Source organism: Cellulomonas humilata, from assembly GCF_030814415.1.
In the GTDB taxonomy this organism is placed as follows: Bacteria; Actinomycetota; Actinomycetes; order Actinomycetales; family Cellulomonadaceae; genus Cellulomonas; species Cellulomonas humilata_A.
Genome location: NZ_JAUSVB010000001.1, coordinates 675,683 through 693,192 on the forward strand (window position 1 = coordinate 675,683; position 17,510 = coordinate 693,192).

The 17,510-nt window shown below is 73.1% G+C and carries 19 protein-coding genes; 8 read left to right on the plus strand and 11 right to left on the minus strand.

The features are described from left to right. Positions 1 to 12: 12 nt before the first annotated feature. Complete coding sequence (locus J2X26_RS03025) at positions 13 to 393, plus strand: VOC family protein (RefSeq protein ID WP_307489714.1); 381 nt, start codon at positions 13 to 15, stop codon at positions 391 to 393. Between the two features lie 61 nt (positions 394 to 454). Here the strand turns inward: J2X26_RS03025 and J2X26_RS03030 are convergent, their stop codons facing one another. Next, complete coding sequence (locus tag J2X26_RS03030) at positions 455 to 862, minus strand: DUF1761 domain-containing protein (RefSeq protein ID WP_307489715.1); 408 nt, start codon at positions 860 to 862, stop codon at positions 455 to 457. Positions 863 to 932: 70 nt separating this feature from the next. Here J2X26_RS03030 and J2X26_RS03035 point away from each other — a divergent pair, with 70 nt between their 5' ends. Continuing rightward, the gene (locus J2X26_RS03035) at positions 933 to 1,784 is read left to right on the plus strand and encodes an AraC family transcriptional regulator (RefSeq protein WP_307489716.1); all 852 of its coding nucleotides are present in this window, start codon (positions 933 to 935) and stop codon (positions 1,782 to 1,784) included. Here J2X26_RS03035 and J2X26_RS03040 read toward each other — a convergent pair. The 4 genes from J2X26_RS03040 to J2X26_RS03055 form a co-directional block, all read right to left on the minus strand. Next, positions 1,763 to 2,560: a hypothetical protein gene (locus J2X26_RS03040; RefSeq protein WP_307489718.1), complete on the minus strand. Its 798-nt coding sequence runs from the start codon at positions 2,558 to 2,560 to the stop codon at positions 1,763 to 1,765. The two genes, J2X26_RS03035 and J2X26_RS03040, sit on opposite strands and share 22 nt — an antisense overlap. Before the next feature lie 67 nt (positions 2,561 to 2,627). Beyond that, entirely contained in the window at positions 2,628 to 4,232 is a 1,605-nt protein-coding gene (locus J2X26_RS03045) for an ABC transporter permease (protein WP_307489720.1), read from the minus strand. 22 nt (positions 4,233 to 4,254) lie between these two features. Further along, positions 4,255 to 5,178, minus strand: a complete 924-nt coding sequence (locus tag J2X26_RS03050; RefSeq protein ID WP_307489721.1) for an ABC transporter ATP-binding protein — start codon at positions 5,176 to 5,178, stop codon at positions 4,255 to 4,257. Continuing rightward, on the minus strand, positions 5,175 to 5,825 hold the full coding sequence (locus J2X26_RS03055; RefSeq protein WP_307489723.1) for a TetR/AcrR family transcriptional regulator: 651 nt from the start codon (positions 5,823 to 5,825) through the stop codon (positions 5,175 to 5,177). Before J2X26_RS03055 ends, J2X26_RS03050 begins: the two co-directional genes overlap by 4 nt. A gap of 74 nt (positions 5,826 to 5,899) precedes the next feature. Here J2X26_RS03055 and radA point away from each other — a divergent pair, with 74 nt between their 5' ends. The 4 genes from radA to disA all read left to right on the plus strand — a co-directional run bounded on the left by radA (position 5,900) and on the right by disA (position 10,024). Continuing rightward, the gene (gene radA, locus J2X26_RS03060; protein ID WP_307489725.1) at positions 5,900 to 7,321 is read left to right on the plus strand and encodes a DNA repair protein RadA; all 1,422 of its coding nucleotides are present in this window, start codon (positions 5,900 to 5,902) and stop codon (positions 7,319 to 7,321) included. Positions 7,322 to 7,489: 168 nt separating this feature from the next. After that, positions 7,490 to 7,720 (plus strand): hypothetical protein, encoded by a 231-nt coding sequence (locus J2X26_RS03065; RefSeq protein WP_307489727.1) that lies wholly within the window; start codon positions 7,490 to 7,492, stop codon positions 7,718 to 7,720. An 83-nt stretch (positions 7,721 to 7,803) separates the two neighbouring features. After that, entirely contained in the window at positions 7,804 to 8,856 is a 1,053-nt protein-coding gene (locus J2X26_RS03070) for a LacI family DNA-binding transcriptional regulator (protein WP_307489728.1), read from the plus strand. 91 nt (positions 8,857 to 8,947) lie between these two features. After that, complete coding sequence (gene disA / locus J2X26_RS03075) at positions 8,948 to 10,024, plus strand: DNA integrity scanning diadenylate cyclase DisA (RefSeq protein ID WP_055916637.1); 1,077 nt, start codon at positions 8,948 to 8,950, stop codon at positions 10,022 to 10,024. A gap of 4 nt (positions 10,025 to 10,028) precedes the next feature. Here disA and J2X26_RS03080 read toward each other — a convergent pair whose 3' ends face one another. Together J2X26_RS03080 and J2X26_RS03085 are read right to left on the minus strand one after the other, a co-directional pair. Then, positions 10,029 to 10,622, minus strand: a complete 594-nt coding sequence (locus tag J2X26_RS03080; protein WP_307489731.1) for a hypothetical protein — start codon at positions 10,620 to 10,622, stop codon at positions 10,029 to 10,031. A gap of 90 nt (positions 10,623 to 10,712) precedes the next feature. Beyond that, positions 10,713 to 11,297, minus strand: coding sequence for a GNAT family N-acetyltransferase (locus J2X26_RS03085; protein ID WP_307489732.1), 585 nt, complete (start codon positions 11,295 to 11,297; stop codon positions 10,713 to 10,715). A 52-nt stretch (positions 11,298 to 11,349) separates the two neighbouring features. On the opposite strand from J2X26_RS03085, the gene J2X26_RS03090 reads away from it, so the two are divergent. Then, entirely contained in the window at positions 11,350 to 12,252 is a 903-nt protein-coding gene (locus J2X26_RS03090) for an A/G-specific adenine glycosylase (RefSeq protein WP_307489733.1), read from the plus strand. Here J2X26_RS03090 and J2X26_RS03095 read toward each other — a convergent pair. Further along, on the minus strand, positions 12,234 to 12,815 hold the full coding sequence (locus tag J2X26_RS03095) for a GNAT family N-acetyltransferase (RefSeq protein ID WP_307489734.1): 582 nt from the start codon (positions 12,813 to 12,815) through the stop codon (positions 12,234 to 12,236). The genes J2X26_RS03090 and J2X26_RS03095 overlap by 19 nt on opposite strands. 134 nt (positions 12,816 to 12,949) lie before the next feature. Between J2X26_RS03095 and J2X26_RS03100 the strand changes: the two genes are divergently transcribed. Further along, on the plus strand, positions 12,950 to 14,278 hold the full coding sequence (locus J2X26_RS03100) for a hypothetical protein (RefSeq protein ID WP_307489736.1): 1,329 nt from the start codon (positions 12,950 to 12,952) through the stop codon (positions 14,276 to 14,278). A gap of 7 nt (positions 14,279 to 14,285) precedes the next feature. Here J2X26_RS03100 and J2X26_RS03105 read toward each other — a convergent pair whose 3' ends face one another. From J2X26_RS03105 to J2X26_RS03115, 3 genes are all read right to left on the minus strand, one after another. Further along, a complete protein-coding gene (locus J2X26_RS03105) occupies positions 14,286 to 14,789 on the minus strand; it encodes an amino-acid N-acetyltransferase (RefSeq protein ID WP_307489737.1) in 504 nt (167 codons plus the stop codon). 85 nt (positions 14,790 to 14,874) lie between these two features. After that, complete coding sequence (locus J2X26_RS03110) at positions 14,875 to 16,392, minus strand: sodium:solute symporter family protein (RefSeq protein ID WP_307489738.1); 1,518 nt, start codon at positions 16,390 to 16,392, stop codon at positions 14,875 to 14,877. 282 nt (positions 16,393 to 16,674) lie between these two features. Next, a complete protein-coding gene (locus J2X26_RS03115; protein ID WP_307489740.1) occupies positions 16,675 to 17,316 on the minus strand; it encodes a TetR/AcrR family transcriptional regulator in 642 nt (213 codons plus the stop codon). Positions 17,317 to 17,510: the final 194 nt, after the last annotated feature.

Here is a 17,510-nt window from a genome sequence, read left to right on the forward strand (position 1 = left end):
CGAGGAGTGGTGATGGCGGATCTCAGCAAGGCGTTCAGCGGGTTCTCGACCGACGACGTCCCGGCCGCGCGGGCGTTCTACGCGGACGTGCTCGGGCTCGACGTGTCCGAGGAGAACGGGATGCTCTTCCTGCGCTTCGAGAGCGGTCACGAGGTGCTCGTCTACCCGAAGGGCCCGGCCCACGAGCCCGCCGGTTACACGGTGCTCAACTTCCCCGTCGAGGACGTGCCCGGCACGGTCGCGGAGCTGCGGGAACGCGGGGTGTCGTTCGAGAAGTACGCGGGCACCCCCACCGAGACCGACGACGACTTCGTGTTCCGCGGCGGCGGCCCGCTGATCGCGTGGTTCACGGACCCGGGCGGCAACGTCCTGTCGATCATCGAGGCGAGCTGACCCGACGAACCACCATGGCTGACGCGACGGGGCACCGTCGCGTCACTCATGGCAGGTTCGGCTACGCAACGATCAGCGTCACCGCCACGATGCCGACGACGTGGTAGCCGCCCGTGATGAAGCCGAGGCGGAACGGGTGCGGCGTGTGCGGCGTCAGGGCGTTGTTCACGGAGACGGCCAGGGCGACGCCGACACCGACGACGAGACCCAGGACGAGGGCGTCCATCGGCCGCTCGGTCCCCGTCGCGCCCGCGAGGACGGCCATCGCGACCGTGACCAGCAGGCTGCTGACCAGCGGCACGACGTAGTACGCGGCGGAGAACCTCTCACCGCGGACCCGCGTGTGCCCGATGGCGGTGTCCCAGGCCGCGCCGAACAGCGGCGTGAACCAGAGGGCGCCGAGCAGGTAGTAGGCGAGGGTCGCGATGCCGATCGCGAGCCAGCTGAGGTCGGTCAGGTGGGAGGTCACGCGTGCCATCGTCGGCACCGGCAGGCGACGGGGTCTTGGAGAAACGCGACACCGACCGCGATCGTGGGGCATGCGCATCCGTCCCGACGAGACCTCGGGCGTGCTCCATCCGGAGAACCTCACCCGCTACGCCGCGCGGTGGATCGACCCCGACCCGGCCGTCCGCGACGTCGTCGACACGTACTGGCACGTGCGCTGGCACCTGGACGAGGGCGAGGTGGTCGACCAGACGATCGTCGACCTGCCCGCCGTCACACTGACCGTCGAGGCCGGTGACGTCCCCGCCGACCTCGTCGTCACCGGTCTGCACCGCCGTGCGTGGCAGCGGCGCATCGCCGGGTCGGGCGACGTCTTCGCCGTCCGGCTGCGACCCGCCGGGCTCGCGGTGCTCAGCGCGCTACGACCTCAGGACCTCGCCGACGCGACGACCCCGCTCACGGGCGGCATCGACGACGGGCTCCGCGCGCTCCTGGCCCGCATCGCCGCCGCGGGCACACCCGACGACCGTGCCCGCGTGGCCGACGCGCTGGTCGCGGAACGTCTCCGGGCGCACCCGCCGTCGCCGGCGCACCTGCTGGCCAACGAGGTTCTCGACGAGCTGCGCTCACGTGCCTACCGCCGGACCGGCACTCCCCTCGCGGAGCACTTCGCGGTCAGCGAGCGCTCGATCCAGCGGGCGCTGTCGGCGACGCTCGGCATCGGACCCAAGCAGGCGGCCCGGCGCATCCGGCTGCAGGAGGCCGCACGGGCGATCGCGGTGCACGGCGACGACGACCTCGCGGAGATCGCCGTCGAGCTGGGCTATGCCGACCAGGCCCACCTCACGAGCGACTTCCGCGCGGCGACGGGCACCACGCCGGGCGCCTACCGACGACAGCTCCGGCAGCTGGCCGGACAGCGTCAGAGCGGGAACGCGTTGTAGAAGTCGACGATGTCCTCGACCGGGCCGGTGGCCTGGAAGACCGTGGTCCCGTTCGTCCAGACCGCGACACCGGTCCCGTCGCCCACGTCGGCGATCGAGTAGCTGCCCGCCACGGCGTCGCCGGCGGTGACCTCGCCGCTCTGCGGAAGCGTCGGGCCGGTCGGTGAGGCCGACGGGTCAGGGGTCGGCGCGGTCGGGAACCCGGCGATGAGCGTCGCGGCGAACGCCGACGCCTCCTCAGGGGTCTCCCACTGGCCGGAGCGGACCGTGACCGTGCCGGAGCCGCCGTCGGTGTACGTCTCCGTGTAGGCCTCGATGGCACCGGCGGCCTGCCACTCGGGGTCCACGGCCGACGTCGCGAGCGCGTACTGGAGCACGGTCGTCGGCAGGGCGACGGCGAACGCCGTGGTCCCGGGCCGGGCGACGGGCTCGACGGTCGGCGTCGGGGAGGGCAGCAGGATCGTCGTCGCGACGGCCGGCGGGGCGTCCGCGGTGTCGTCGCCGGAGCTCGTGACCAGCGCGATGATGATCGCGGCGGCGATGACCACGACGCCGCCGATGATCGCCGGGATCAGCCAGCGAGGCCGACCCGACGCGGGCTCCGCCGGGTCCGGCTCGGTCGCAGGCGCGGTGCCGGGCGCAGCCTCCTGCGCGGCGGGCGCGGAGGCCGGGATCGGCGCGGTGGGCGGCTTCTGCTGCGCCGCCTGCCAGCTCGAGCTCGGCGGCGTCGGCGGGCCGGCCGGTCGTTCGGGGCCGGGACGGCCGGTGTCGCTCATCGGGGCTCCCCCTTGCATCACGTCGCCCGAACCCTCGCCGGACGCCCCGCAGCCTACCGACGGAAAGTCAGCCGACGACGTCACGTCGCCGGAACGCGGCGAGCCCCACCGCGTTCAGGGCGACAGCCACGACGGCGAGCACGAGCACGGGCGGCCAGTCCATGGCCTCGGCGGGCAGCTGCGGTGTGTACGTGAACGGCGACAGGACGTCGGAGCCGTCGGGCAGCAGCGCGGCGAACAGGCCGACGACGCCGACGTACGTGACGTAGGCCCAGACCAGCCCGAACGCGCGTGGCGCGACGCCCATCACGACGACCGCGACGCCGAGGATGATCCCGACCGCGGGGAGGGTCACCGCAGTCGCGCCGACCAGCTGCGCGACGGAGCGCTCGCCCAGCGACGCGGTCGCGGTCAGGCCCATCAGCAGGCCCGTGACCAGCATCATCACCGTCGCAGCGCCCGCCGCGACGCCCACCTGCGAGCCCAGCCAGCGCACCCGCGACACGGGTCCGGCCAGCACGATCGCGCCGCGCGTCGCGTTCTCCTCCGTGCGCGCCGCATTGACGGCGGTCGCGGCGTACGCGCCGGCCATGACAGCCAGGAAGACCGTGTAGAGCGCGAAGGCCGACGCCGCGGCGCCGTTCGGGCCGGTCGGGAACATCTGCGCGAGCTGGGGCTCGTCGGCGACGAAGTCGACGATCTCACCGGCCAGGAGCCCGATGAACACGCCCATGACGACGATCCCCACGCCCCACGACACGATCGCGCCCGACTGCCGCCGCACTGTCAGCGCGACCATCCCCGACAGGCGCGCCGACGCCCGCGGGCGGCCCAGCCGCTCGGCGAGCAGGCCGGTGCCCATGTCGCGACGGCCGACGAGCCAGAACGCCACGGCCACCAGGACGGCCGCGACGACGACGCCGATCGCCAGCGGCCAGAACCGCTCGTCGACGTACGCGCGCGTCGCCTGCGCCCACCCGAACGGCGACAGCCACGTGAGCACGCTGGTGCTCTCCGGGCCGCGCACGTCGCCGACCGCCCGCAGCAGGAACGCGACCCCGAGCGCCGCCATGCCGAGCGAGCTGGCCGCCCGCGCGTGCGCGGTGAGCTGCGAGGCGACCGCGGAGATGCCGGCGAACACGAGCCCGACCATGACGATGCCGCCCGTGAGCGCGAGCGAGCCGACCGGGTCGAGCCCCGTGCTCAGGAGCGCGAGGAACGTCAGGCCGCCGACGACAACCGTCGCGACGACGGCCGCGACAAGCCCCGCGACGACGGGCGCGTCACGACCCACGGGTGCGGACCGCACGAGCTCGAGCCGGCCGTCCTCCTCGGCTGCCCGCAGGTGCCGCGTCACGGTCAGCAGCGCCATGATCGCGACCGGGATCATGAGCCAGAGGCCCAGCTCGTTGGCCGTCATCGCGCCGACCGTGTAGTCGTCGAGCCCGTAGCCCGGACCTGCCAGGGCGGTCGCCGCGGGCGAGGAGATGAGCTGTGCACGCCCGGCCAGCGCCTCGGGCGTGGAGTAGACCTGCGACAGCCCGCTGACCGACACCTGCGTGAGCCCGGCGATCGCCACGGCCCAGATCGCCGTGCGCCACCGATCCAGGCGCAGGGCGACACGCACCAGTCCGCGCGTGCCGGCGAGCTCGGTGTCGGTGGCCGCGCTCATCGCGACTCCTCGTGCACGCTGATCATGACGCGTCTCCGACGCCCAGAGTGGCCAGCTCCTCGCTGTACTCGCGCAGGAACAGGTCCTCGAGGGTCGGCGGGTGCGCGGTCAGCGACCGGACGCCGAACCCGGTGAGCCGCGCGAGCACGTCGTTGAGCGAGGCGGTGTCGACGTCGACCGTCAGGTGGCCGTCGTCGCGCTGCACGTGGTGCACCCCGTCGAGCGCGGTGAGGGTGCGCTCGGCGGCGTCGGCCTCCCGCAGACCGGCCGTCACGGTGGTGCGGGTGAGGCTGCGCAGCTCCTCCAGCGAGCCGCTCTGCACCGCGCGACCCTGCCGGATGATCGTGACGCGACGGCACAGCGCCTCGACCTCGGCCAGGATGTGGCTCGACAGCAGCACGGTGCGCCCGTCGGCGGCGGCCTCCTGCACGACCTGCTGGAACACCGCCTCCATCAGGGGGTCCAGGCCGCTGGTCGGCTCGTCCATGAGCAGCAGCTCGACGTCCGCCGCGAGCGCCGCGACGAGCGCGACCTTCTGCCGGTTGCCCTTGGAGTAGGCGCGGCCCTTGATGCGCGGGTCGAGCTCGAACCGCTCGATGAGGGCGTCGCGACGTGCCGGGTCCAGCCCGCCTCGCAGGCGCCCGAGCACGTCGATCGACTCGCCGCCGGACAGGTTGGGCCACAGGTTGACCTCGCCGGGGACGTAGGCCAGCCGTCGGTGCAGTGCGACGGCGTCGTGCCACGGGTCGCCGCCGAGCAGCTGCACGTCGCCGGCGTCGGCGCGCAGCAGCCCGAGCAGCACGCGGATGGTGGTCGACTTGCCCGCGCCGTTGGGGCCGAGGAAGCCGTGCACCTCCCCCGTGCGGACCGTGAGGTCGAACCCGTCGAGAGCGCGCTTGGCGCCGAACGACTTGACGAGCCCGCTGACCGCGATGGCGTCGGTCATGACTTCTCCTTGTCCTGCTGAAAGTGCAGATAGGCGTCGAGGTATCTGCTGTCGGTGAAGAGGCCGTGCGTGTAGAGCTCGAGGCCGGCGAGCATGGTGCGGCTGGTGAGCTCGTCGATGGCCGTGCCCGGGTCGTCCGTCGGCGCGACGCCCCGGCCCGCGGCCGCGTCCAGCTGGGCCATCACGATGAGCCCGACCTGGGTGGCGACGACCTGACGCGCCCGACCGCGGGGGTCGCGCGAGCCGCGGACCGTGCCCGCCGCCTCGCCCGCCTCCAGGTAGTCCGCGGCGTCGTCCATCAACCCGTCGACGAAGTGCGCCGCGGCCGCCCCGCCGTCCATGAGGCTGCGGACGATGTAGGCGAACAGGGGCGCGTACTCCTGCACGTGCGCCAGCATCCCGATCGTCTCGGCCGGCGACTTCTCGGCGATCGCCGACGACTTCTCCTCGCGGATGACCCGCAGCACGTGCTCGTCGCACTCGGCGCGCAACGCGTCCTTGGAGCCGAAGTGGTGGATCACGAGGCCGGCGCTGACCCCGGCGTCCTCCGCGATGGTGCGCACGGGCGCCCGGAACCCGTCGCGGCCGAAGCGCGCGACGGCCGCGTCCCGGATGCGGGCGCGGGCGGTGAGGTCCTCTGAACGCACGTTCACTACGTTAAACGCTTGTTCAACCGTGGCGCAAGAGGGTCGTGTCACAGGCTGCGGCTAGCGTGCGGCGCGTGACCTCGACCTCCTCGAAGCGGCCCGACCGCAGCGCCCGCCCGGCCTTCCGCTGCACCGAGTGCGGGTGGACCGCCGGCAAGTGGGTCGGCCGCTGCGGCGAGTGCCAGCAGTGGGGGTCGGTCGTCGAGGACACCGGCCCCGGCGGCGGCGCACCCCGCACGGTCGCCACCTCCCCGACGCGCTCGCCGGCCCGGCCGATCGACCAGATCGACATCGAGACCGCCCGGGCCAGGCCCACCGGGGTCGACGAGCTGGACCGGGTGCTCGGCGGCGGCCTCGTCCCCGGCGCGGTGGTGCTGCTGGCCGGCGAGCCGGGGGTCGGCAAGTCGACGCTGCTGCTCGACGTCGCGGCGCGGGCCGCCCGGACCGGCCGCAAGGTCCTCTACGTCACGGGCGAGGAGTCCGCCGCGCAGGTGCGCCTGCGGGCCGGCCGGATCCACGCGCTCGACCCGCAGCTGCTGCTCACCGCGGAGACCGACCTGGGCACCGTCCTGGGGCACATCGAGCACGTCGACCCGGACCTGCTGGTGCTCGACTCCATCCAGACCATCGCGTCTGCGCAGGTCGAGGGGACGGCCGGTGGCGTGTCCCAGGTGCGGGAGGTGGCAAGCGCGGTGATCCAGGCGGCCAAGTCCCGGGACCTGCCGGTCGTGCTCATCGGGCACGTCACCAAGGACGGGTCGGTCGCGGGTCCTCGCACGCTCGAGCACCTGGTGGACGTCGTCTGCCAGTTCGAGGGCGAGCGGCACTCGCGCCTGCGCATGCTGCGGGCCACCAAGAACCGCTACGGCCCCACCGACGAGGTCGGCTGCTTCGACCTGTCGGAGACCGGGATCGTCGGGCTGGCCGACCCCAGCGGGCTGTTCATCTCCCAGGCGCTGCACGCCGTCCCCGGCACGTGCCTGACCGTGACGCTGGAGGGTCGTCGACCGCTCGTGGTCGAGGTCCAGTCCCTCGTCGCGCCCAGCGCGGTGCCCAACCCGCGCCGGACCACGAGCGGCGTGGACAGCAGCCGGCTGGCCATGGTGCTCGCCGTGCTCCAGCGCCGGCTCGGCGCGCGGCTGGCCGACCAGGACGTCTATGTGTCGACCATCGGCGGCGCCCGCGTGATGGAGCCGGGCGCGGACCTGGCGCTCGCGCTGGCCGCCGTGAGCTCGCGCGAGAACGTGCCGCTGCCGCGCGGGCTGGTCGCCATCGGCGAGGTCGGGCTCGCCGGGGAGATCCGGACGGTGTCCGGCGTCGGTCGCCGGCTGGCGGAGGCGGCGCGGCTCGGGTTCACGCGCGCGATCGTGCCCGCGGGGGCGCTGGACGGTGCGACGCCGCCCGCCGGGCTGACCGTCCTGACGGCGGCGGACCTCGGCGAGGCCGTGACCGCGGCCGGGCTGGTGCCGGACCTGGCGTCGGCTGCGCGGGGCTGAGAGGCCGCCGCCGATGCGCGGGCCGGTCACCCCGGCCACTCCCGTTCCGGACCTCGCATCGCCGCGCACATCGCCCGAGCGCCAACGTCTTTCCTTGACCTCTTGACCGGTACAGAAACCTGGGCTACTTTAGCGGTACAGAAGAACCGAGCCGACAGGAGAACCCTGATGTCGATGGACACCCCGCAGTTCGGCCTTCTCTTCGGAGTGAAGGTCGCGCAGCACGAGACCGAGAGCGCACGACCCTGGGCACCGGAGGTGCCCGAACCGGCACCGCGGCAGCGCACGCGCCGCACGCACGCACCCCGGGCACGGCGCACCCTCGCCGGGGCGTTGCACCACCTCGCCGACGCCGTCGCCCCGGCAGGCACCTGCGAGGTCGGTCACCCGGCGCGATGACGACGTTCGCCACTCCGGGACCGGCCCCGGCGACCTACCCTGTCCCGCATGGAGCGGAACAGGGTGGTGTCGTCGTGTCGCGGGTGACGCTGCAGACGATCGCCGACCGCGTCGGCGTCAGCCGGATGACCGTGTCCAACGCGTTCTCCCGGCCCGACCAGCTCTCGGCGGAGATGCGCCGGACGATCCTGGCGGCCGCGGCGGACCTCGGGTACGTCGGTCCTGACCCGTCGGCCCGGGCGCTGGCCCGCGGGACGACGGGGGCCGTCGGGGTGCTGCTCACCGAGTCGGTCGGCACGGCGTTCCTCGACCCGATGGCGGCCGCGTTCTTCGGTGCGGTCGCGGAGGAGCTGGCCCCCACCGGGATGGCTGTCGTGCTCCTGCCGTCGATCGGGTCCGAGGGCATGATCCCCGCCCGGGACATCCCGATGGACGGCGCCCTGGTCTACGGCTGCGCGGGCGACTACCCCGCGGTCGACTGGCTGGTGAAGCGCAGGCTCCCGCTGGTGTTCATCGACGGCGATCCGGTCGACGGCGCGTCCAGCGTGCTCCTCGACGAACGCCAGGGCTCGCGGCTGGGCGCCCAGCACCTCCTGGACCTGGGCCACCGCCGGATCGGCATCCTCACGATGAACCCGGACGCGCCACCCGGGTGGGCACCGGACGCCGCCTCCGTCGGCTCGAACTTCGTCGCCCGGGAGCGCCAGGCAGGCTGGGTCGAAGCCCTCGGGGAGGCCGGGGTCACGCCGGTGGTCATGCAGGTGCACGACAACGTCGAGCCCGACGTCTCCGAGGGAGCGCGGGCGCTGCTCGCCGGACCGGACCGCCCGACGGCGGTGCTGTGCTTCTCCGACCTCATGGCCGCCGCGGTCGTGCACGCCGCCGAGGACGCCGGGCTGCGCGTACCCGACGACATCTCGGTCGTGGGGTTCGACGACTCTCCGCTCTCCCGCCGGCTGCGCCCTGCGCTCACCACGGTGCACCAGGACTTCGACGCCAAGGGCAAGGCCGCCGCGCACGCGCTGACCTCGTCGATCGCGCGGTTCCGGGCCGGCGACGCACCCGCCCCGGAGCAGCACCGGATCCTCGTCGACCTGGTGGTCCGCGACAGCACCGCACCCCCGCCGAGCACGTGAGCGGTGTCGAACGGGCGAACACGTCCTGGCGAACGGGTCCGGCATGCGGGTCGCTGCGGCCGACGTCGGCCGTCGTCGTTACCATGCAACCGTGCCCCACTCGCACGCCCCCGACGACCTCCTGAGGTCGACCCTTGCCGCCGTCGCGCCCGGCGGCGAGCTTCGCGACGGCTTGGAGCGGATCCTGCGGGGTCGCACGGGCGCGCTGATCGTCCTGGGCTTCGACCAGACGGTCGAGAGCATCTGCTCCGGCGGCTTCGTGCTGGACGTCGAGTTCTCCGCCACCCGCCTGCGTGAGCTGGCCAAGATGGACGGCGCGGTCGTGGTCGACGCGGGCATCTCCCGCATCCTGCGCGCGGCCGTGCAGCTCCTGCCCGACGTCACCATCGAGACGTCCGAGTCCGGCACCCGGCACCGCACCGCGGAACGCGTCGCCAAGCAGACCGGCCTGCCGGTCGTCTCCGTCTCGGCGTCCATGCGGATCATCGCGCTGTACGTCGGCGGCCAGCGGCACGTCATCGAGGACTCGACCACCATCCTGTCCCGCGCCAACCAGGCCCTGGCCACCCTCGAGCGCTACAAGTCGCGTCTCGACGAGGTCAGCGGCACGCTGTCCGCGCTCGAGATCGAGGACCTGGTCACGGTCCGCGACGTGTCCGCCGTGGTGCAGCGCCTCGAGATGGTCCGCCGCATCTCCGAGGAGATCGAGGGCTACGTCGTCGAGCTCGGCACCGACGGCCGCCTGCTGACCCTGCAGCTCGACGAGCTCGTGGGCGGCATCGGCTCCGACCGGGCGCTCATCATCCGCGACTACGTCGACACCAGCCGCCGCGAGGTGGACTCGGTCCTCGACGAGCTGGCCGAGCTGGACTCCACCGAGCTGCTCGACAACGCCCGCATCGCCAGCGTCCTGGGCCTGCCGGGTGGCGGCGACGCGCTCGACGCAGCCGCCGGTCCTCGCGGCTACCGGCTGCTGTCCAAGGTCCCGCGCCTCCCTGGTGCGATCGTCGACCGGCTGGTCGCCCACTTCGGCGGGCTGCAGAAGCTCCTCGCGGCCGGCATCGAGGACCTCATGGCCGTCGACGGCGTCGGCGAGCAGCGCGCCCGGGCCGTGCGCGAGGGACTGTCGAGGCTTGCTGAGTCCAGCATCCTCGAGCGGTACGTCTAGCCCGTCAGCCCAGCCCGAACACGCTCGGCGGTGCGCTCACGCCGGCGAGGTTCAGCTGCGCGGAGTAGGTCCCCACCCCGGGGACGGGCAGGTCCGGCGGGCAGCCCTCTGCCGAACGGATCCGGTTCCACGCGAACGGGGTCGTGTCGGTCTGGCCGCCCGCGAGCAGCAGGGTGCGGGTCTCGGTGCCGGGCACGATGCAGTCGCGGTTGGACCACACCCGGTCGGAGCCGGACGTGATGACGATCTCGCGCTGCGCCTCACCGGCGTCCACCAGGCAGGGCTGCTCGCCGGTGTTGGTGACGGCGACGGTGAACGTGGCGCTCACGCCCGGCGCGAACGAGGTGGCGTCCGCCGTCATCGCAAGGGCCAGGACGGCGGGCGCGCAGTCGGTCACACCGTCGGTGTCGGTCGGGGTCTGGCTCGGTTCGGGCTCGACGGCCGCGGACGAGGTGCTGTCCTGGGCTGCCGAGTCCTCCCCCGAGTCGCGTCCCACGAACAGCCACACGACGACCGCGATGATGATCAGCGGGATGCCGAGCACCACGAACCGCCGCACCCAGTACACCCGGGCGGGCAGGCGTCGCGACTCGCTCATGCATCCTCCAGGACCGGCGCCGCGCGACCTCGCGGCGCGACCACCGTAGAGGCAGGGTCGCCGACCCGCCCGGCCGACGCGCGGGCGTGCTCAGAGAGCGAGACGGACGACGGCGCGATCGCCTCTCGGTCGCGCGACGACGTCGAAGCCGACGGCCTCGAACAGGCTGACAGTGCCGCGGTAGAGGTCCGCGGACGAGAACCTGCCCACCTCCGGGTCGAGCGGATACCCCTCGAGCGTGTGGGCGCCTGACGCCCGCGCGTGCTCGACGGCGGCCGCGAGCAGCACCCCCGCGATCCCCCGTCGACGGTGGCCCGTCCGCACGACGAAGCAGGTCACCGACCAGATCCCCGGGTCGTCCAGGTCCGCCTCCAGCTCCGGCGGCGCCATCGACGGACTGGCCCTCATCCGCGGGAACTCCGACCTCGCGGCCACGGACGCCCAGCCGACCGGCTGCCCGTCCAGCGTCGCGACGACCCCGGGACTCACGTCCGGCCCGGCGATCCGGGTGACGAGCCGGTCCTTGAGCTCGTCCACGGACATCTCCCGGTACTGCGAGTGCGGGAACCGGAAGTACTGGCAGAAGCAGCGCCCGGGATCGCCGCGCCCCTCCAGCACGGCGACCGCCTCGTCGGCGCTCGCGCACGGCGCCGCTCGCATGTCACCCTCGGTCATGCCGCCACGCTAGCGACCAGCCCCGACAGCCCCGGTGAGGCAGGATGCTGCGGTGCCGCCGACCCCCACCGAGCTGCGCGAGCCGGTGCTCGCCTGGTTCGGCGTGCACGCGCGCGACCTGCCGTGGCGCGCGGCGGACCGGACCGCGTGGGGCGTGCTGGTCAGCGAGGTGATGCTCCAGCAGACGCCGGTGGTGCGAGTGGAGCCGGCGTGGCGGTCCTGGATGAGTCGCTGGCCGACGCCCGCGGACCTGGCGACGGCGTCGACGGCCGACGTCCTGCGGGCGTGGGACCGGCTGGGCTACCCGCGCCGCGCGCTGCGGTTGCAGGAGTGCGCTCGCGCGGTCGTCGAGCGGCACGGCGGCGTGGTGCCGTCGTCGGAACCCGAGCTGCTGGCGCTGCCCGGCGTCGGCTCGTACACGGCTGCCGCGGTGCTCGCGTTCGCCTACGGACGCCGGTCGGTGGTGCTCGACACCAACGTGCGCCGGGTGCTGGCGCGCACGGTCGACGGGGTCGCGCTGCCCGCACCGAGCCAGACGGTCGACGAGGTCCGCCGCGCGACCCGGTACGTCCCCGACGACGACGCGACGGCGGCCCGGTGGGCGGCGGCGTCGATGGAGCTCGGTGCGCTGGTGTGCACGGCGCGTTCGCCGCGCTGCGACGCCTGCCCGGTGCAGGACGTGTGCGCGTGGTTCGCGGCGGGCCGTCCCGCCGATGAGCACGCCGGGCGCCGGAAGGTCCAGACGTTCACCGGCACCGACCGGCAGGTGCGCGGGCGGGTCATGGCGCTGCTGCGCGATGCGCTCGGTCCGGTACCGGCCGCCGCCGTGGACGCCGTGTGGCCGGACGCCCGGCAGCTCGCCCGCTGCGTCGACGCCCTGGTCGCCGACGGCCTCATCACCCGTGACCCGGCCGCGAGCGACGACGACCCACCGACCTACCGGCTGCCGTCCTGACCCCGTGCGGCCCACTGCTCCTGCGTGATCTCGTACCGGAAGCCGCCGAGCTCGGAACCCTCCACGGCCAGCATGTCCTCCGGGGTCGCCAGGTTCTCCGTGACGATCATGTCGACCTTCTCCATCACGTTCTGCGAGGCGAGGTTCCGGGCCATCGTCGCGCCCCAGACCATGCGCACGTCGAGCTCCGAGAACGCCTTGGCCAGCAACGCCGCCGCGACCTCGGTGGCGTACCCCTTGCCCCAGGCCTCCTGGCGCAGCCGGTACCCGAGCTCGACCTCGTCCAGCGGACCGTCCCGCTCAGGACGCAGGCAGAACCACCCGACGAACTTCCCGCTGTCCGTCTCCTTCGCCGCGAACAGCCCGAACCGGCCGCCCCACCTCTCATAGCCCGCCAGGATGCTCGGCAGGTGACTCTCGCGGACGAGCTCCGGCGCGGTCGGCTCGCCTCCGGACAGGAAACGCATCACCGCCGGGTCGCTGTCCAGCTCGATCAGCAGGTCGGCCTCGTCGGCGGTGAAGGGGCGCAGGGTGAGGCGATCGGTCGCCAGATAGGTGCTCACGCGGCAAGCGTGCCCGAGCGGTCGTCGGCGGGCCCACGCATTTCTCGCCGACGCCCACGGCGCTGGTCTGAGCCGATCAGGTGAAGAGCGACGTCCTCGGACGGTGGCGCCGCGGCCGGCGCTAGCGTCCAGGCGTGACATTCGCGCGCATCGACGACGCACTGCCCGAGCCGCAGAGCTATCTGCGTGCCGGCCTCCCGCGGCCGGACGACCCGCGCCACGGCATGCTGCAGGGCGATCCCTCCGCCAACGTGGTCGGTAGTGACGTGCCGGACGTCGCGCCGGGTGGCCGCGCGCCGAGGTCGACCACGGTCGTCGACGCCGACGGGACGCCGGTCGCCGTCGTCTGGTCGCCGTCCGGCCAGCACCTGACCCGCCCCGTGCACCGCACCATCACCAACAAGGACGTCCTGGGAACGGGGCGGGGACGGTACGGCCTCACGGAGCTGGAGGTCGACCCCACCTCGCGCCGAGCGCGCCGGTGGGAGCCGCCGTCGGAACCCGTCGACCTCGCCACCGCCCGCGTGGTGACCATCGACTTCTCCGTCGTCCTGGCCGGACTCGACCCGCGGCACTTCGCGCGCGACGACGCACTCTTCGTGAGCGCAGCGATCGCGATCGAGAAGGCCGTGGTCGCCGAGAGGTGGCGGGACGAGGACGGGCAGTGGCGCCACTCGACCGGGTTCCACCCGTGGGACCTCACCGTCCCGGTCGCGATCGACACGGCGGTCCTGCGGATCTACACGAAGCTGATCGACACCGCGTGGAACCTCCCCGACCTCGACCGCACCGACCTCCTGTGCGCGGCGACGGCCATCGCCTACCAGGCGCCGATGTACACGACGAAGCCGGACGCCTACAAGCCGCTGCGCAACGGTCTGCGGGTCCTCGCGTACGGGAAGGTCCGTGACAGGGCCGCGGCTGTGGCGCCGACCGAGGACCGCAGTGGGCTCACCGCCGTGCATGCCCTGGCACGCGCGCACCGCGGGGGCGAGGCGTTCGACATGAGCATGCAGCTTGCCCTGGCCCAGAGCCTGTCCGCGCCCGACGCTCTCGCCGAGCTCGTGGTCGACATCCTCGAGGACTCCGACGCCGACCGGTCGTGGCAGCTCGGGCTGCTGGAGGCCGCACACATGCTCGCGCCACTGGCGCGGGCGACCGCGCAGCACGCCGCTCTCATGTCGGCGGTCTCGGTCCTCACCATCCCGTGGGACACCCCCGAAGCCCGAGCGGCCCTCAACGCGCTGGGGCTCTGGGGCATCTGGCCGCAGGACGCGAGCGAGGACGTCCTCGGCGACATCGAGGACGACCCCACCGACCGGGCATCACTGGTCTGGTACCAGGTGTTCCTGGTCATGGCCCGCGTGCCGGCGGACGTCATCCGGGCGGAGTACGCGGCCGTGCTCGCGGGCACCGCGCAGCCATCCCGTGCGCGCATCGACGAGCTGTCCACGACGAGCTGACCCGTGCTCAGCCCAGCTCGATGAGCATCCGCGTGTTGCCCAGGGTGTTCGGCTTCACGCGCGCGAGGTCCAGGAACTCGGCGACGCCGTCGTCGTGCGACCGCAGCAGCTCCAGGTAGACGTCGGGCGTCACGGGCGTCCCCTCGATGACGTGGAACCCGTGGGACTCGAAGAACGCGACCTCGAACGTCAGGCAGAAGACCCGTCGCAGCCCCATCTCGCCGGCCCGCTCCAGCAGGGCGTCCAGCAGGGCGTGCCCGATGCCGGTGCCCCTCCAGCCCCGGTCGACGGCGAGGGTGCGGATCTCGGCGAGGTCCTGCCACATGACGTGCAGCGCACCGCAGCCGATGACGGTGCCGTCCTCGGCCTCGACCACGAGGAACTCCTGCACCGCCTCGTAGTACCCGACCCACTCCTTGGCCAGCAGGATGCGCTCGGCGGCGTAGGGCTCGACGAGCGCGCGGATGGCGCGGACGTCGGCCGGCAGGGCGGGGCGGACACGGAAGGACATCGGGCCAACCTACTGGCGAGCCCGTCGCGACCCGCGGAACGGCCCGGCCCCCGAGACGACAGGGACCGGGCCGTTCGCCGAGCGGTCAGAGGGCAGGCTCGGGCTCGCGACGAGCCGGGATCGTCTCGTCCGGCATGCCGTCCGCGATGGACCAGGCCTCCTCGCTCACGGTGCGCGGCCAGATCGCCGCGGCGACCAGGTAGGCGATCAACGAGGCGCCGAAGCCCCAGAACGTCGGCCAGCCGTCGAACGACGCATCGATCAGGTCGTTCGGGATGTACCAGACGTCGTTGGGTACGCCGTAGACGGTCGGCGTCAGGACGAAGAGCACCAGGCGGACCGTGACGCCGACGACGAGCGCCGCGACGGCCGCGCGGGTACCGCCGCGCTTCCAGAACAGCCCGAGGATGAACGGCACCAGCAGCCCGGCGAGCATGAGGTCGAACGCGAGGGTCAGCAGGATGCCGGTCTGGGCGACCTTGAGGGCCACCGAGACACCGAGCACGACGATCGGGATCATCGCCACGCGCGTCCACAGCAGGAGCGGGTCGCGGACGCCCTCCTCCTTGACGGAGACGACCCGGCGGACGCCGAAGATGTTGCGGACCGCGACGGCGGACGTCGCCAGGATCGCGCCGGAGGCCGTCGAGAACGACGCGGCGACGATGCCCGACAGGACCAGGACCGTCAGACCGGCCGGCGCGTAGTCGTCGAGGAGCTGGAAGAGGATCGGCCCGGCGTCCGTCGTGAGGCCGAGCACCGAGGACGCCGACAGGGCGACCATCGCGAACGCGACGCCGATGACCGCGGTGCCGGCCGCGCCCGTGAAGCAGGACTTCTGGGCGGTCTCCGGGCTCCGCGCCGCGAAGATCCGCTGCATGAAGTCGATCGCGACGATGTCGCCGATGCCGAGCGCGATGAGCGTCGCCCAGTTGATGGGTGCGCCCGCACTGGTCTGGGTGAGCTGCTCGAAGTCGAACGGCCCCATGCCCTCGGCGACCTCGAAGCCGTACGTCATGCCGAACCAGACGACCAGGCTGGCCGTCGCGACGATCGTGATGACGATCTGGATGGCCGCCGTGTAGGCGTCGGAGAACATGCCGCCGCCGATCGTGTAGACGAGCACCAGGCCGACGGCGACGAGCACGCCGACCGTGTAGTCCAGACCGAGGAACCGTTCCAGCAGGAACCCGCAGGCCACCAGGTTGCCGGCCATGAGGATGGCGAACGCGAAGATCATGAAGATCGACGACGCCACCTCGACCCCGCGCCCGTACCGGAGCCGGTAGAAGTCGGCCAGGGTGAACAGCTTCATGCGGTTCATCGGCTTGGCCAGGAACAGGCCCGTGAGCAGCAGGCAGATGGCCAGGCCGAGCGCCAGGGACGCACCCGCCCAGAACCCGAACGACGCCGTGAGGTCGGTGTTCCCGACAGTGGCGTTGGAGTCGACGGCAGCCGCCATGAGCGAGGCGGCGACGAGCGGGACGCCGAGGCGGCGGCCGGCGACGAGGTAGTTGGCGCTGTCGCCGTCGACCTTGCGGGCGACGAAGATCCCGACGAGGACGACGGCGAGGACGGACAGACCGACTCCGGCGATGATCATGGTGACTCCGGTGGCAGGGCCGCGGAGGGGTCCGCGGGTCGTGGGGGTGCCTTCGACGACCGGTCGGCGGGAGTTTCTGTCGGTCGACAGGTTCATTGACCACCCGGCCTGTGTCGGATCCGCTGCGCGCACGAAACACTTGTGTTAAATCGGCGACCGCAGCACCCGCGTACGCGCGCGCGTAGGGGGGCCTGCGGCGCCGAACCCGACAGGGGGTCGTTCCGGCGGACTAACCGGTACCCATGTCGGGTTCGACCCGCGGCGGGTTCGACCCGCGGCAGGTCAGACCGCGAGCGCGACCGGGACCGCGCGGGCGAGCGCGATCTCGGCGGGTGTGCAGCCGACCAGGCGCAGCACCCCGTCGGCCACGGCACCCTGCACGGCGGCGACGTCGAGGTCCGGGGTGTCCCGGCGACGCAGGATCACCGACTCGACGAGCCCGAGGACCAGCGCACCACGGTCGTCGGCACCGTCGCCGGCCGCCGTCGCGAGCTCGCTGTACCGGGCCCGCAGGCGTGCGCGCAGCGCGTGGAACTCGGCGAACTGCTCCCCCGACACCTCAGGGAGCACGTACAGCACGCCCAGGTTGACCGGCCCGGCGCAGAGCAGGCCGACGTCGGCGTGCACGAGGGTCCAGAGGCGCGCGGCGGCCGGCTCGGTGCCTGCCGCGAGGGCGTCGGCCAGCTCGAGCGACGGTCGGACCGTGCCCAGCAGCAGCTCCAGCAGGATCGCGTCCTTGCCGGCGAAGTGGTGGTAGATCGACGCCTGGCGCACGCCCGCCGCGTCGGCGATGGCGCGGGTGCTGGTCGACGTGAAGCCGACCGTGCAGAACAGGGCCGCGGCCGCGTCGAGCACGTCGCGACGGGTGTCGCGCTCACCGTCTGGGTCGCCGCTCGCGCGCGGTCGACCGGGTCTGCGTGCCATGGCGAGCCGACGCTACCACCGCCCCCGAACCCCTCCCCCTGCCCGCAACGTCCGCACATCCGGTCGCCAGGACGCTCGATCCTGCGGACGCAACGCGTGGGTCTTCCGCTGTACCCGCACATTCGGTCGCTGGGACGCTCGAACCTGCGGACGTCCGCACTCGTGCGGGGCGGAGCCTGCCGGAGTGCGGACGC

What these genes read in the sequence shown, in the direction of transcription:
- J2X26_RS03065 (WP_307489727.1), top strand. Translation starts at nt 7,490, where the DNA reads ATGTCGATGGACACCCCGCAGTTCGGCCTTCTCTTCGGAGTGAAGGTC.
- J2X26_RS03025 (WP_307489714.1), top strand. Translation starts at nt 13, where the DNA reads ATGGCGGATCTCAGCAAGGCGTTCAGCGGGTTCTCGACCGACGACGTC.
- J2X26_RS03035 (WP_307489716.1), top strand. Translation starts at nt 933, where the DNA reads ATGCGCATCCGTCCCGACGAGACCTCGGGCGTGCTCCATCCGGAGAAC.
- J2X26_RS03115 (WP_307489740.1), bottom strand. Translation starts at nt 17,316, where the DNA reads ATGGCACGCAGACCCGGTCGACCGCGCGCGAGCGGCGACCCAGACGGT.
- J2X26_RS03105 (WP_307489737.1), bottom strand. Translation starts at nt 14,789, where the DNA reads ATGTCCTTCCGTGTCCGCCCCGCCCTGCCGGCCGACGTCCGCGCCATC.
- J2X26_RS03085 (WP_307489732.1), bottom strand. Translation starts at nt 11,297, where the DNA reads ATGACCGAGGGTGACATGCGAGCGGCGCCGTGCGCGAGCGCCGACGAG.
- J2X26_RS03050 (WP_307489721.1), bottom strand. Translation starts at nt 5,178, where the DNA reads ATGACCGACGCCATCGCGGTCAGCGGGCTCGTCAAGTCGTTCGGCGCC.
- J2X26_RS03040 (WP_307489718.1), bottom strand. Translation starts at nt 2,560, where the DNA reads ATGAGCGACACCGGCCGTCCCGGCCCCGAACGACCGGCCGGCCCGCCG.
- J2X26_RS03080 (WP_307489731.1), bottom strand. Translation starts at nt 10,622, where the DNA reads ATGAGCGAGTCGCGACGCCTGCCCGCCCGGGTGTACTGGGTGCGGCGG.
- J2X26_RS03045 (WP_307489720.1), bottom strand. Translation starts at nt 4,232, where the DNA reads ATGAGCGCGGCCACCGACACCGAGCTCGCCGGCACGCGCGGACTGGTG.
- J2X26_RS03110 (WP_307489738.1), bottom strand. Translation starts at nt 16,392, where the DNA reads ATGATCATCGCCGGAGTCGGTCTGTCCGTCCTCGCCGTCGTCCTCGTC.